This window comes from uncultured Psychroserpens sp. (assembly GCF_947500255.1).
GTDB lineage: Bacteria > Bacteroidota > Bacteroidia > Flavobacteriales > Flavobacteriaceae > Psychroserpens.
The window spans coordinates 779,991-794,866 of record NZ_CANMRL010000001.1; the positions used below are offsets into that span (position 1 = coordinate 779,991).

Genomic DNA, 14,876 nt, shown 5'->3' on the forward strand with positions numbered 1-14,876 from the left:
AATAGTTTTAAGCAATAAAGACCACATAAATCATCAATTGTTTCTTCATTTTTCTGAAAATTGGGAAACAATGAAAACAACAACTACAACCCTAATCATTGTACTTTTCTGGCAGTCAATGATTACATCTCAAAATGATATTATAACAATCAATGAGAAAAATCTAAACACTACATATTTAACAGAAGGAAAGAAACAATATCTAGTTTATAGAGAAAACAAAGATGGTGATGTTGTAAACATTTCTATTTGGGAGAGAGTAATTAAATTTTCAACGCACAATAATAAAGACGCCATTATTATTGAGCAACATTGGAAAAAACCTAAAGTTGGAAAATTTAGAACTGTTTATTCTATCTGTAAAAAAGAAAATTTTTATCCTATTTATCATTCTGCAATAGTAGGGATAACTAAAAAAGATGCTTTCAATTTTACTTCAAATCATATAAAAGGGTCAGATAGTATTATTCAAAACTCTAAGAGGGATTTCTATTTAAAGCTAAAAGAACCTACACTTAACTGGGAATTAGACTTAGAAACTTTTCAATGTTTACCATTTAAAAAAAACACAGTTTTTAGGATTAATTTTTACCATCCAGGCAGTACTAATGGTCCTACGTATTACAACTATGAGGTAATTGGAGAAGACACCATAACTATTGGAAGTACTGGTAAAGTTAACTGTTGGTTACTTAAAATTAAATATGAAAGAGAAAATCATGCTATATTCTGGATTGATAAGAACAATAGGGAAGTCTTAAAAATGGTAGAGGTTTGGGATGGTGTAAAACGTTATAAAATCAAACTATTTTAAAAATTGTAACACATCATAAAATCAATACAAATCACTTTTAGTCTCAATTATACTATTAAGCAATAATCACCACATCATTTCAACAACTTTTTTTTTGATTTGGCAGATAGATTCCACTTGGACAAAACCATTTACAAATCATTAAATATTTTAAACAATGAAAAAAATCCTAATTGCTCTTCTATTTGTCAGTTTTAGTATAAATGCTCAAGATGCTAAAGTTAATTCCATACTAAAAAAACACTTTAAAGCTCTTAATCAAACAAAACTAAGTACTGTTAACAGCTTGAAAATAGAAGGCACTTTTATACAAAACGGTACAATATTAAACTTAGAGATAATCAAACAACGGCCAGATAAATGGCGACGAAAAATAGAATTAAATAAAACAAAAATGCTTGTAGTTATTAATGGAAACTCTGGCTGGGAGATTAATCAATTTGCTGGAGCCAATGATCCTGTTGATTATGACCAAGCAAAACTAAACGCTTATTCAACAAGTGCAACCATTGATAATCAACTTTGGTATTATAAAAACAATGGCGCTAAAATCAAATACTTAACAGATGAAGTCGTTAATGAAAAAAAATCAATTAAGTTGGAAATTACCGATGTCTTAGGAAAGACATCCCATGTGTGGTTAGATTCAAAAACCTATTTTATTAATCAAACAGAAGATGTAGAAAGTAAACAAAAACTTGTTTACAAAGAACATCAAATCATTGATGGTATGTATTTTCCAAAAAAGGTTAGTGCTGGAGTTTATGAGTTAGAATTTAGTAAGATTGAATTAAACCCAAAATTGGAAGTATCTCTATTTACCAAAGGAGACCATATGTCGATAAAAGATGTTACAAAAACATACCTAAAAGCATTTTACGATTTAGACTATGAAAAACTAGAAACCTTTTACACTGATGAATCTTTTTGGTTCGATCCTTCAACTGCTGTAATAAACCCAAATGTTAAAAAAAGCATTGGTAAAGACAAAATTATAGCTGATTTAAAAAGTGGATTCAATGGTGTACAAGATGCTAAATATACATTCGAAAAAGAATTTTATTCAGGTCCATATGTAGCAATTTGGGGTAATTATTATTATAGAATTCCTGCAAAATTTTTCCAAGGAATGATGCACTCTGATGCTGTTTTTGAGTTCAATGTTCCTATGGTAACTAATTTGGTAATCAAAGATGGAAAGGTTTTAGAACATTTTGAATATGCAGATTGGACAGATTGGGCAAAGCAAGCTCAAGCCAATGCTCAAAAAGCAAAATAAAATATCATTAAAAATGAAACTTCGATTTACATACTTAATCATAGTTGTTCTTGTATTATTTACAACAAGCATAAGTCATTCACAAGATTTAAAAAATGGAACAGACGTGGTGAAAAAAGTAACTGAGATTTTTGATAAAATTAAGACCATTAGCTATACAATGACCGTAGAAGACAATTATGGTAATATAGCTAAAAGTGAGAATTTACAGGAAAGAACAGATATTGACAATAACAATGGATTTGGTTACTCAAAACAAAAAGCGATAATACGACTAACGGACAAGGTTTCAAAAACTTCAACATTTAGTTTTTCTTATGATGGTAATACGTTGTTTGTGCAGCCAAAACAGAATGGAGAAATAACTATTATAGACGACCCAACAATGGAATCTGTTATCGATTTATTAGGCAGTTCGTTGTTCATCTATAGAAGACCATTACTTCTTAAAAAAGGTTTTATAGTTCATGATGATGTATCATTACTAGCAATAGAAAAAAAAGATGGTCAAAACTGTTATAAACTTCTTGCAAAGAAATCAATTGCTTCTCCTCTTTCTGGTGAAAATAAAATATATGAATACACATGGTGGATTAACTCTAAAACATTCTATCCTGTAGCTCATGAAAGTAAACTTCAAAAATTTTCAATAAAGGTAAATCAAGTTAACCAAACTCATCCTAATGACGCATTTAAATTAGTTAAACACGATAAGATAAACTATACCACAAATGAAACCATTGAAAATACTGGTCTGCTAAACATTGGAGAAAAATTCCCAGTATGGTATCTAAAAGATGCTTCTAGCAATCTGAGATTATCTTCAGAGTTTAAAGGAAAGATAGTTGTTATTGATTTTTGGGGGACTTGGTGCCCTCCTTGTAAGAAAGCGATGCCAGATATTCAAAAATTACATGATAAATACAAAAACAAGGATGTTGTAATCATAGGTGTTTCGGTTAACGACAAACCCAATGCAGCCGAAAAGTATTTTAAGTCTAAAGGTTATACTTATTTACATTTACCTTATGGTGAAGAACTTGCAGAACAAATAAAAGTAAAAGTGTACCCTACATTATATATTCTAAATAAAAAAGGAAACATCATTTATGCAGAAAAAAAATATAATGAAAATGGATTACATGATTGGAGTAAAATTATAGACGTAGCACTAAAATAAAATTTCATTTGAAAGCAAAAATCTACATAGTTGTCCTTTTACTAATATCTATAACCTTAAATGCGCAAAAACTTGAAGAAGTTACATTTACCCATTTGCCACAAGCCGCGAAACTTCCATATAATTCAATGGATGCCAATGTAGCAGATATTGATAATGACGGAGATCTAGATATAGTGGTAGCTATAGAGTTTTATAAAAATTTAATTTTTATAAATGATGGCAAAGGACACTTCTCTGACGGTAGCTATATGTTACCAGACAAGATTGCAAAACAAACAACTAAACCTTATCAATATTATCCTTATCACGATTCGGAGGATGTCGCAATAAAAGATATAGACAATAATGGCAAACTTGATATATTATTCATAACAGAAGATGATAAAATAAATGAACTATACTTACAAAACGAGAGTAATAAGTTCATTGATGCATCAGATAAATTTCCTGTAAAAGGAATTTCAAACGCTTTAATGGTTAGTGATTTTGATAATGATGGCTGGAAGGATTGTATTATAGGTAATAATGGACAAAATTATTATCTAAAAAATGAAAAAGGAACCTTGGTTGATGAAACTGAAACAAGACTTCCAGCTATATCTGATGTAACTCAAGATTTAGAAGTAGGCGATTATGATAATGATGGCGACCTTGATATTTTGGTTGGCAATGAAGATGACAATCGTTTATTAATAAATGATGGGAAAGGCTATTTTAAAGATATTACCTATCAAGCATTTAGTTCTGGTATTTCTGAAGAGACTAGAGAAGCCGACTTTGCCGATGTAGATAATGATGGTGATTTAGACATCTATTTTGCGAATGTAAAAATGTTTACTCAAAAAGAACCCATACAGCGATTGTTAATCAATGAAAATGGAAAATATATCGATAAAAGTAAAGAGCTGCTCCATTTTAAAAACACCATAGCTGCTGTTGATGCCGATTTTTTTGATTTAGATAACGATGGTGACTTAGATTTATTACTAGGTAAAATGAATGGTTTCTCTATTGGCATCAATGATGGAAAAGGAAATTTTAAAGAACATACAGAACAATTTATAAAGTATCCCATCAATGGTTTAATTGTCGATATAGAGGTCGCGGATTTCAATCAAGATAACAAACCAGATATCTATTTAGCATGTTTTGGAATCAATGATAAATTATTCTTAAGTAAGTAATTAATGGGGCATAAAAAAGCATTCATAATAGTTTTATTAACCTTTATAAATATATCCTTAGGCCAAAATTCTAAAATGGCTACAATTAACACTAAAATAGAGTCTCAATTAAAAAAGTTCAATAGAACATATAACATAAGCTCTACGACTCCAGGTTATGCTGTAGGTCTAATAACTCATGATACCATATTACAATATTTTGAAGGGCTTTCAGATTTAACTTCAAAACATAGGATACATTCTCTTACTAAATTTAGAATGGCCTCGGTATCAAAACAATTTGTTGGAGCAATTGTTTTAACACTCATTGAAGAAAAAAAACTGAACCTAGATGACAATATTATTGATCACCTTCCAAATCTAAATAAGGCTTATAATAATATAACTATTGAAGATCTAATACATCATGTATCAGGAATTAAAGACTATGTAGAACTTTTAGCTTTAATGGGCTACCCTGAAAACCAATTACCAATTCCCGAAAAGGTATTTGAAATTATTAATGCTCAAGGTTCATTAAACTTTGCTCCCAAAACAGATTACAGCTATTCCAATTCAAACTATTTTTTACTAGCCAGAATTATAGAAAAAGTACTAGGGAAACCATTGCATATTATTGCCAACAAAAGATTGTTTGGTCCATTGAAAATGAAGAACACCACATTTCTTCATAAGGATTATGATTTCAACTCAATTGCAAAAGGCTATTATTTTCAAAATATGTTCTATCATCCTTTCAGCTCTAATGACTATGTCACTGGAGACGGAGGCTTAGTTTCCAATTTAAACGACATGTGTATTTGGGCTAAAAACTATCTAACCAATTCATTTCCAACACAAAACCTTTTATACAAGATGGTAAATGTCAAAAAACCTTTAGACACTCTTACTAACAATTATGGTTATGGATTTTATAAAGAAACTATTAATGATTATTCCATTTACAAACATGGTGGAATATTTTGTGGATACACCCATGATATCGCAGTAGTGCCCAATAAAGATTTTGCTTTAGTCATTTTAACAAACAGTAATCCAAAATACAGTGTAGAAGAGCTTACTTACAGTATCATAAGTAGTATAACTAATTGGAATCTATCTAGAACTGTATCAAAAGAAAAAAATATGGCAAAATTAAATATCATTCCTTCGGGTAACTTCTCGGTAAACGAAAAAATAAATGGCAATTGGCTTTCAAACGAAATAAAGACCAGATGTAAAATTGAAATCGAAAATAATACTTTGGTTAATGTTTACTTTGAAAAGAGTAAATATCAATTCACTCCAATTAATAGAAACACTATAATTCTAAACGATATGCAATTCACTTATGATGAAAATAAAAAATTAATGTTCTTAAATACAACCAAAACAAAAAATATAATATTTAAAAAAGAAGTGAAATAAAACCATTAATCGTTTCTTATTAAGAATTAAATTATAATCAAATATTCTGCAGCCATAAACAAAATCAAAAACACTAAAAATTGGGTCGATTAAAAAGAATAATTTCTAGAACAAATGCAAAATACTTACTATCAGAAGTCATACTGATTTTTGTAGGTATAAGCTTAGCAATATGGTTTAATAATTGGAATGAAAGCAGAAAGACAAATACAACAAAAGATATTGCTTTATCAAAAATATATATCGAAATAAATAACAATTATGCCGAAATAGAGAACAGTATTCAACATTTAGATACACTAATTAAAACTCTTGGTGACTTTAAAAAAATAAGTGATTTCAATACTGCATTTGAAGCTTCAGTAGAACAACTAAATGAGTTTCAAAAAAATCACCCAAGTTTTTATAAAATAAATGATTCCAAAAAAATCATAGGCAGTAACCTCTACAAATTTGATGGGGCAATAACAATGTATTTTGAAATAACAAACCTTAGATTTATTGCATTAGAAACAGCAAAGTCAACAAATGCATTAGGAAAAATCAACTATGACTGCCTCTATAATTTAGAAGATTTATACAGCCAAAAGTATCGTGTTTCAAGGTTAATTAATAGAGCCGTAGAGTTAATGCAAGAAGGTGACTTTGAAGGACTCCTTCGAAACTTGAAACAAATACGTCAATTACAAGTACAACTTATACAACATTATGAAAAAACAAAATATATCTTTAGTGATTGTTAAAATCAGATTGTTAAAATATATATACTTAATCTTCTTCACAAGTTTAAACGTTGTTGCACAAAAACCTACAGTTGAAGCAGAGTTAGAAGAAGATTATAGATATCAGTTCAAACCTGTTGAAAACAACCATAATATGACTGTGATGATAGATAGTATTCATAATACCATTTATTCTAAACCTTATGGTAAGGAAACTGCAAGAGAAATGCTTCGCATTATTAAAGCAGACGGTTTTAACATCAAATTTTCTGGAGAGAAACTATTAGAAAAACATCTCAACAATGAGAGTACTGATTTACTTATAATCCATGGTATGCCAAATGACGAAGAGGTCCTAGATAATGGAACCAAAAAGGAGATATTGTATACTTCACCCTTAAATACTAAAGAAGTAAGTAATATTGGAAAGTTTGTATTTAATGGCGGAAGTTTACTCTTATTTCTTTCACATTTCCCTGAAGGAAGTGGTGCATTACCACTTGTAGAAGCCTTACAAGTTAAGCTTAGAGATGGTTATGCGTTTCAAGAACAATATCACACAAGTGAAGATGGGGTATGCGGTCATTTTATGATGAACAAAAATAATAAAATGCTTAACCTCGATCACCCAATTTTTAAAAACTCGTTAGAGAAAAGAACAATCCCAAATAATATTAGGTTCTATTGTGGCGCAGCAATTTTTAGAAACCCCGAAGATGTGATTTTGCCTTTTCCAGAAAACACGATTAATTACACTCCTGAAATAGGTAAAAAGGAATATATCGAAGAAAACTCAAACAACTATGCAGGAATGATTGGTTTTGAATATGGAAATGGACGTGTAGTAATATGCACAGATCAAGGAATTTTTAGAAGCATGAACCTGCTTATTAAAGACAAAAAAATAGCGGTTACCATTCATGACCCCGAAGCCAATAATGCTGGCCTATTCTTAAATACACTACGATGGTTAACAAAACTTCAAAACCCATAATTCACTTCGTACTTAATAATGAAAAATATACAACTATTTTTTATCTTGATATTAATTCAATTCTCAAATGCGCAAGATATAAGTTTTGATTTAAAAAATTTATATGTGACACCATTTGGTATGTCATCTGACCTTGTTGGATTTAACCCGTTATTTAAATTAGATTCAGATTCTATCCATAACAAAGTGAAAAGTGAAAAAATAAGAAAGCTTCCCAAAAACTTAGATGTATCACAAACGTCCTATTGCTTTTTCTATTTTACAGGAGTAAGCTCTTCTTCATTTAAAAATGAGTTGGTGGCTTTAATCGAAAATTATACTACAGATAATCCTTCAATTTTTATAGATAGAAATGGAAACTTAGATTTTACAGATGATGGAACTCCGATCATTTTCAAAAATAATTCAACATTAGAATTAGCAAATAATAATAGTATTTCAGCTATTTATCACTATCAACTTTCTAAAAGTCAAATAAGCCCTCAATATGAAAGTAAGCTTAAACAAAATTTTGCGGAAAAATTCCCAAAAAGCAACATACTACCTGCTAAATATTGGTTAGCATACAAACGTCTTTCAGTTAGAATTTCAAAACATTTTTTAGATAAAAAGCCAATAACTATTCTTTTAGTAGATAATTCTGTTGATGGAATGTTTTCTTTTCAAACAAATAAACTAGGTGATCGTGTTCTCGTTTTAGAGGGACATATTGATACAGATAAAACACTAACATCAATATTAAGATTTGCAGAACCTATAAGCCATAATGCAATCTTCAAAATATATGATAAAAAATACCACATAAAGAATGTGACATCCAACGGAAACAAAATTACATTATCACAAACCCATAAAAAGCCAAGTTATGACTTTAAAAAGATTAAAGACTTGACTTCTTTATCAATTACCCTGCTGGATGACACTTTAGTGACTTTAAAAGATTTAATAAAAACAAAAAAATATTTACTAATAGATGTTGGTGGTACATGGTGCAGAGGTTGTGTTTCTCAAGAGCCAATCGTAAAAAACATGTATAAAAATGGCGATATTGAAGTTTTAGGGGTTTTTAAACATGACACGTTTAAATCGGTAGAAGAGTATATTAAGAATCATGAGCTAAAATGGCCAGTTGCTCTTGCAGATGAAAACTTTGATGATATTTTCAGAATAAACATGTTTCCTACATATATTTTAATTTCTAGTGGAGGGAAAGTTGTATTAACAGCTATTGAGGCCGAAGAAATTGAAAAATATATTAATGAAATAAATTAAGTAGTATGTTAAAAGAATATCATTTAATGTCTAATAAGAATAATACTACCTCTTTTCACTTTTTAAAGATGTTATATGTTTTTTCAGTATTATTTTTTTCAGTAACAATAAAAGCTCAAAACATAAAAACTTACAACGACACACTATTTGTAAATTATAAGTCAACTATTAAATTAGACAGTGTACATTTTAACATCAAAGGAGATCGCTTATATCAACTATCTCATAATGGCGAAAAAAAGTTATGGAAACTCACCAAACATATACCAAATGTTAATGAAGTGATATTACAATATCAATTTTCAACGTACAAAAATTCTAACCATTTCTTAAGTATCAAAAGTCACTTTTTAGGAGATAGTTTGCATTTAACAAATCAAAAAGTAAGTGCATTAAAAGGTCATATAATTCATGATTCAATACATAGTAAATGGTTAAAAGAAAACCGCAGTATTAGTATATACCTTCCACCAAATTACAATAAAACCTCTAAAAACTGTCCAGTAGTTTATTTAACAGATGGTGCTTGGATTACTAATTATGCGACGTATATAGAGCAGCTCATCATAAATAAACAGATCCCTCCTATTGTCTTAATTGGAGTACACTCAAATGATAACACTATAAAGCAATTTAGAACATTAGCCTACCTAAAAGACATTCATAAATATATACCTGATACAGATAGCACTTTATACTCGAAACACATGAAGTTTTTTAATGAAGAAGTTATTGAGCATATTGAAGCAAAATTTAACGTATCAAATCAACAAACTGATAGAATGATTTTTGGATGTTCTAACGGGGCAGCCTTTTCTTTGGACGCAAGCATAAATTACCCAAATATGTATCAACACATTATTTTAGGATCGTTTGGTTGGCTACCATTAATAGAAGTAAAGTTTAAAAATACCACATCGAAGTACCATTTATGCGCTGGCACATTAGAAAAAGATTATTCTGAACTAACAAAATTATTAAATGAATTGTTGCTCAAAGAAGGTATAACATCCCATTATCAAATATACGTCGCTGCTCATGATGATATAATGTGGCGCGATTTTTTTCTTAAATCTTTGATTAAAATTTTTAAGCAATAATCACCACTTTTTCTAACTAATTTTTTAGTTGATTAGCTAAAATCAAAAAATCATGAAAGTACTGAAAATCGTTTTTTACCTTTTTACTTTTTTAGGTGTCTCATCATTTTCTTATTCTCAAGAAACTGCAGAAGAAATATTAGAAAAATCTAATGAAATATGCAAGACAATCTCATCTATAGAATATACAATACATCAGAAAGGTGCTCCAGGCAAATTTGGTTATGGTATGCCAAAAATTCAAGCTACGATCATTCAAAAAAAAGATAGCTGCTTGGACGATATTGGTTTTGACAAAGCTTTAATAAAAGCAACTGGAATAATTACAGAAAATAGAAATGAAAAGCCATTTAGCTTTAGCTACGATGGGGAAGATTTCATGTATCAAATAGGGAAAAAGGCAAGACAAAAAAGCATCTCGGGACCAACAAGAAATGTAACCATGGGGAAATTACAACAACATCTATTTATGATGAGAATTTTTCCTTTTGCAGAAGAAGACCCATATAAAATGATATCTGGTAAAGGGAAGGTTGATATAAATTTAATTACTACCGAAGAAAAAGATGGACACCCATGCAATAAAATAGAAACATCTGTGACTTTTAAAGCTCCAAATGGAAAAGAACTTATTACAAAAAATATTTGGTGGATAAGTGAACTAGATTGCTTACCAAGGGCATATTCAGATGGTTTTATCTATAAAGACATCACTCTAAAAAAGATAAACTATCCCATCCCAAATTCCTTTTTTACACTATCTAATAAAAATTCAAATACAGATTATTTAACTGGAAATGAAGTAGAAAATGAACTGACAAAGGCAAATCTATTACCAATAGGTAAAATCCCAACTCAATGGAGCGCCAAAGATCAATTTGGAAAAACTATTAGTTCTAAGCAACTCCAAGGAAAAGTTGTATTGTTAGATTTTTGGGGCAGTTGGTGTACGCCATGTATTCAAGCTATGCCAGATATACAAAAACTTCAAGATCATTATAAACATAATCCAAATGTGATTATTATTGGTATTTCAGCAGGAGAAAGAGATAAAGAAGCAGCTCTTAAGCTATTTAAGGAAAAAGGATATAATTATACACATATACCCAATGGAGATGATATCGCTAAATCAAACTATAAAGTAAAAGAATACCCTTCTTTATACATTTTAGATAAGCATGGAAAGATAGCTAGTGCAGAGAAAGGGTATCACCCAAACAGTTTTGAACGCTGGAAAACAACAATAGATAAACTAATTGAGTAATTGCAATTTATATATGATATCATCGCTATACTTTAGGTTAATAGTATTGTTTTTTTAGTGTTGAATTTTAGCTCTTTTGCTCAAGATATTAACTCAATAGATAAGATATTAATTGAGAGCAAAAGAGCTATTTCTAAGTTAAAGTAGTTTAAAAATCAATTAAATGAAGAAACAAATTTCTATTAGAATAGTTGCATTCTTATGTGGCATATTATCAACTTTTTCTCAAGAATCAATAAATAGAAAATCAAGAATACCAATTTCAATTGAATCAATATCGTTAAGCGATATATTAAATAAATCAAGAGAAGCACTATCCTCAATTGAATCAATAAAATATCAAATCATACAACAAAAAGCACTTAAAGAACGTTATGGGCAACCCTACATTGATGCTATCTTCACTTGTCAAAAAGACTCAAGAGTTAAAGACGTTGGTTTTGGGAAAGCAAAGTTAAAGGCTCAAGGAACCATTGAATTAAATGGAAAAAAAGAAGATTTTTCATTTTCTTATGATGGTAACACATTCAAGTATTCTCGAGGCAATATTAAAAACAAAGTGATTAAGAGTCCTACTCGCAAAATAGTCATGGGGTATTTACAACAACATTTATTTATGTTGCAGGCATTTCCCTATACTGATGAAGTACCTTATATGCCTTTAGGTTTTGGCTATAAATATGAAGGAATTGAAATGTATAACGGAGAAAAGTGTTTTAAGGTTAAAACAACTAGCGCTGTAATAAATGCAGAAGGAGAGATTGTAAAAGGAAAGAGAATAAAGATATGGTACATTAGTACTCATAGCTTTTTACCAATTGGCTTCTCAGATGAGAAATTTTATAAACAAGAAATCAGTATCAAAAACATCAATAAAAGCGATAAAAAACCTTTTAAAACCAAAAGTGCTAATGAAAATACTATGAGTGTTAGCCAAGCTCGAATGGAACTGGCTGGTGAAAAACTACTAAAGCTTATGACTAATTCTCCTAAATGGATTGCTAAAGATCAAGATGGGAAAATTTGGAACTCAGTAGACCTCAAAGGGAAAGTAGTTTTTATAGATTTTTGGGGTTCTTGGTGTGCACCATGTAAAAAAGCAATGCCGCAGATAGAACAACTTTATAAGCATTATAAAAACAATAAGAATGTAATTATTTTGGGAATATCGGCCAATGAGAAAGATAATAGCGCTTCAATAAAATACTTCAATAACAAAAAATATAGCTATACTCATATTCCAAATAGAATTGATATAGCGAAAAAATTCAAAGTAGAATATTACCCAACCGTATACATAATAAACAAACAAGGGAAGGTGTCGTATTATGAAACCGACTTTTCTCAAGATGGATTTCACAACTGGAAAAAGATGATTAATAGCTTATTAAATCAATGATTTTGACAAAAGGCCTTTTTTATCGTATAAATTCAAGAGTTTTAGAACCCTTAATGTTAGGTGTTTTATCTAATATTTTGATAAATATTTGCTTTAATCCTAAACATCCTGACTTTATTTTTAAAGAGTTTCTAGTTGCTATATTTTTCGCAACAATAATTACTGAACTTACCAGATATGCCTCTAACAAACTCGACAAAAAACTAAATTGGAGTTCAAATTTTAAATTGCATTTATTTTTAAACTTCATTGTTCTTAGTGCCCTTTTATTCGTAATAGTAAATGGTTTTGGGAATCTTTATATCTGGCTTTCCGGAGATACGTTTCACTCAATAGACGAAACTTTATTAATAAACCTCATAGTACTTAGTATAGTGTTGATCTCATCACTCATAAAATGGTGTTTCTTTTTATATAACAAATGGGTATTAGTAAATAAAAACTTAATTAATAATCTAAACGAAAATCAAAAACTCAAAAGTTATATAGATAAATCTTCAAAAGAAATAGAGCTTGTTAAAGGCAACTTTATCATTCATGCTCCTGTCTCAAAAATTAGATATGCAATTATAGAATCCGGTGTAATAAATGTATACAATACAAATAAAAAATTGGGCTCGTTTAATGGTTCTTTAACATACCTAGAATCACAACTGCCAGAATGTGATTTTTTTAAACTATCTCGTCATCTTATCACACACAAAGAAGGTATTAAAAAAACCAGATCATCTACCTATGGGAAAATAGAAATTGAGTTAAATAATGAGTTTATTGACCATACAATTGTTACTGTAAGTAGACTAAAAGCAGCTAAATTTAGACAATGGTATAGCAGTTCGGTCATAAATTAATAGCAGTTCAAGAAAATTCTACTTCGGTACAAAAAGAAATAAGAGCTCTTTTCTTCCCTTTGAAAAAAACTGAATTATGAAATATTTAAACAAAACAAAAAAAATCGCTCTATTTATTCTTATTGGGTGTGTTTCATTTGCATTACTTTCTTTTGAATCAAACAATTCAAAGTTCAAAAAAATCCAGTCTATCATTGACAAGGCTACAGATGGAAAATTACAAGGCGTTCTAATATCTATTGAAAGTCCAGAATATGGTAAATGGATCGGCAAATCTGGTTATGCAAATACCAAGACCAATACATTAATTGATAAAAATGCCATTTTTAGCCTAGCCAGTATAGGGAAAACTTATACTGCAACAGCTGTTTTAAAATTAGTCGAAGATGGAAAATTACAACTAGATGATAAAATTGAAAATTATCTCCCCAGAGAGATTATAGAAGGTTTACCTAATGCGGAAAAAGTAACCATAAGAAACTTATTAGGCCATACTTCTGGGTTCTACAATTACAATTCTAACCCAGAACTAAACAAACTTTACCTTTCTGGGAATTTAAAACTAGACACTTTATCTCATATAAACGCTCTAAGACGCTATGCATATGGAAAAACATATTCAAAAGCCATATATGGTAAGTTTAATTACTGTAGTACAAATTACCTCTTATTGACCATGATAATGGATACAATATTACCAGATGGTCATGTGAAATATATGAGAGATTTCTTAAAGCATCATGGTTTTAAAAACACCTACTATAAGCAAATACCAGATTCTAGCAATCTACAATATTATGGCGACATTAATTTAGATGAAACTCTAGAAAACCTAACATCTCAAACCATAGAAACTACCAATTGGTATAGTGGTGATGATGGTATTTATGCCACGATTGATGACGCTACTAATTTTTTAAAAAAACTTGTAGATGGTAAAATTTTAGGAAAAGAAATACTAAAAGAAATGATGACATGGAATGATGAAAACGATCCTGATTATGGGTTAGGGCTAATGGCTGACAAAAGCTTTCCTTACAAATTTCTTCTTGGACACTCCGGTCGTGGTATTGGCATAACAACAGATTTATATTACTTTCCACATAAAGATATGACCATAGCTATATTTTGCAATACAGGTCTTAGATCAGCATCTCCAATATTTAAAAAAGAGTATAGTAAAATGAGAAATAGGATTATAAAAAAACTCTTCTTGTTTTAGCAATAATAACCACAATTATCAAATAGCCGTTTTATATCATTAACTCTTACAACACTATTAATCTATTGCTTAAACTAAATATTAACGGCTTAATACATGAAAATAACGATTGGTTACCATTTATTTTTAACAGAGACTAAGTGCCACTACTTTTGGTAATAATTAATGTAAAAAATAATAAAGGT

13 protein-coding genes are annotated in these 14,876 nt (G+C 29.6%); all 13 read left to right on the forward strand.

Annotated elements, in window-relative coordinates; translation table 11 throughout:
- The first annotated feature begins 70 nt into the window (after positions 1–70).
- The 13 genes from Q0783_RS03330 (at position 71) to Q0783_RS03390 (ending at position 14,691) form a co-directional block, all read left to right on the forward strand.
- Positions 71–814: a hypothetical protein gene (locus Q0783_RS03330; RefSeq protein WP_298893300.1), complete on the forward strand. Its 744-nt coding sequence runs from the start codon at positions 71–73 to the stop codon at positions 812–814.
- A 157-nt stretch (positions 815–971) separates the two neighbouring features.
- Positions 972–2,093 (forward strand): hypothetical protein, encoded by a 1,122-nt coding sequence (locus tag Q0783_RS03335; protein ID WP_298893301.1) that lies wholly within the window; start codon positions 972–974, stop codon positions 2,091–2,093.
- Positions 2,094–2,106: 13 nt separating this feature from the next.
- Positions 2,107–3,273: a TlpA disulfide reductase family protein gene (locus tag Q0783_RS03340; protein WP_298893302.1), complete on the forward strand. Its 1,167-nt coding sequence runs from the start codon at positions 2,107–2,109 to the stop codon at positions 3,271–3,273.
- Positions 3,274–3,281: 8 nt separating this feature from the next.
- On the forward strand, positions 3,282–4,460 hold the full coding sequence (locus Q0783_RS03345) for a VCBS repeat-containing protein (protein WP_298893304.1): 1,179 nt from the start codon (positions 3,282–3,284) through the stop codon (positions 4,458–4,460).
- A 75-nt stretch (positions 4,461–4,535) separates the two neighbouring features.
- Entirely contained in the window at positions 4,536–5,867 is a 1,332-nt protein-coding gene (locus Q0783_RS03350; RefSeq protein ID WP_298893306.1) for a serine hydrolase domain-containing protein, read from the forward strand.
- An 80-nt stretch (positions 5,868–5,947) separates the two neighbouring features.
- A complete protein-coding gene (locus Q0783_RS03355; protein ID WP_298893308.1) occupies positions 5,948–6,610 on the forward strand; it encodes a hypothetical protein in 663 nt (220 codons plus the stop codon).
- Positions 6,576–7,583, forward strand: coding sequence for a hypothetical protein (locus tag Q0783_RS03360; protein ID WP_298893310.1), 1,008 nt, complete (start codon positions 6,576–6,578; stop codon positions 7,581–7,583). The genes Q0783_RS03355 and Q0783_RS03360 overlap by 35 nt, the downstream gene beginning before the upstream one ends.
- An 18-nt stretch (positions 7,584–7,601) precedes the next feature.
- Positions 7,602–8,855 carry a TlpA disulfide reductase family protein gene (locus Q0783_RS03365; RefSeq protein ID WP_298893312.1) on the forward strand — a complete coding sequence of 418 codons (1,254 nt, stop codon included), beginning with the start codon at positions 7,602–7,604 and terminating at the stop codon, positions 8,853–8,855.
- Positions 8,856–8,860: 5 nt separating this feature from the next.
- Positions 8,861–9,955 (forward strand): alpha/beta hydrolase-fold protein, encoded by a 1,095-nt coding sequence (locus Q0783_RS03370; RefSeq protein ID WP_298893315.1) that lies wholly within the window; start codon positions 8,861–8,863, stop codon positions 9,953–9,955.
- A gap of 52 nt (positions 9,956–10,007) precedes the next feature.
- Positions 10,008–11,219 (forward strand): TlpA disulfide reductase family protein, encoded by a 1,212-nt coding sequence (locus tag Q0783_RS03375; protein ID WP_298893317.1) that lies wholly within the window; start codon positions 10,008–10,010, stop codon positions 11,217–11,219.
- 163 nt (positions 11,220–11,382) lie between these two features.
- Positions 11,383–12,618: a TlpA disulfide reductase family protein gene (locus Q0783_RS03380; protein ID WP_298893319.1), complete on the forward strand. Its 1,236-nt coding sequence runs from the start codon at positions 11,383–11,385 to the stop codon at positions 12,616–12,618.
- A 2-nt stretch (positions 12,619–12,620) separates the two neighbouring features.
- Positions 12,621–13,469: a LytTR family transcriptional regulator DNA-binding domain-containing protein gene (locus Q0783_RS03385; RefSeq protein WP_298893321.1), complete on the forward strand. Its 849-nt coding sequence runs from the start codon at positions 12,621–12,623 to the stop codon at positions 13,467–13,469.
- Between the two features lie 76 nt (positions 13,470–13,545).
- Entirely contained in the window at positions 13,546–14,691 is a 1,146-nt protein-coding gene (locus tag Q0783_RS03390) for a serine hydrolase domain-containing protein (protein WP_298893323.1), read from the forward strand.
- Positions 14,692–14,876: the final 185 nt, after the last annotated feature.